Annotated in this window: 1 protein-coding gene and 1 pseudogene; both read right to left on the bottom strand. The window is 65.6% G+C overall.

Translation table 11 applies throughout. From position 1 onward, the window contains the following. Positions 1-132, bottom strand: a pseudogene (locus O7A70_RS34115) (transposase); the annotation flags it as partial. A gap of 8 nt (positions 133-140) precedes the next feature. Then, positions 141-253: transposase domain-containing protein (locus O7A70_RS34110; protein WP_337143964.1), on the bottom strand; the 113-nt coding region annotated here is incomplete at its 5' end.

The raw sequence follows: 253 nt of genomic DNA, 5'->3' as shown, positions 1-253 counted from the left end.
GACGGCATCGGTCACCGCCGAGATCAGGTCCGGCGACACGTCGATGCCGTAGAGCTCCTCCAGATGGCCGCGGATCTCGCGCACGCTCATGCCGCGCGCATACATGGAGATGATCTTCTCGTCGAACGTAACCGCTGTTCTCAGGCCACGGCCTTGAGTGGCGCGGGGGCATAGGCCCAGGGCAGCAGGTCGTCGAGCTGGCTTTGCGGATGGCCTGCGACGATGCGGGTGATGACGTCGGCGAGGTAGGCGT

This window comes from Mesorhizobium sp. Cs1299R1N1, from assembly GCF_037179655.1.
GTDB classification, from domain to species: Bacteria; Pseudomonadota; Alphaproteobacteria; order Rhizobiales; family Rhizobiaceae; genus Mesorhizobium; species Mesorhizobium salmacidum.
The sequence above is the reverse complement of the archived record's forward strand: the minus strand, read 5'-3'. Positions and strand labels throughout refer to the sequence as shown.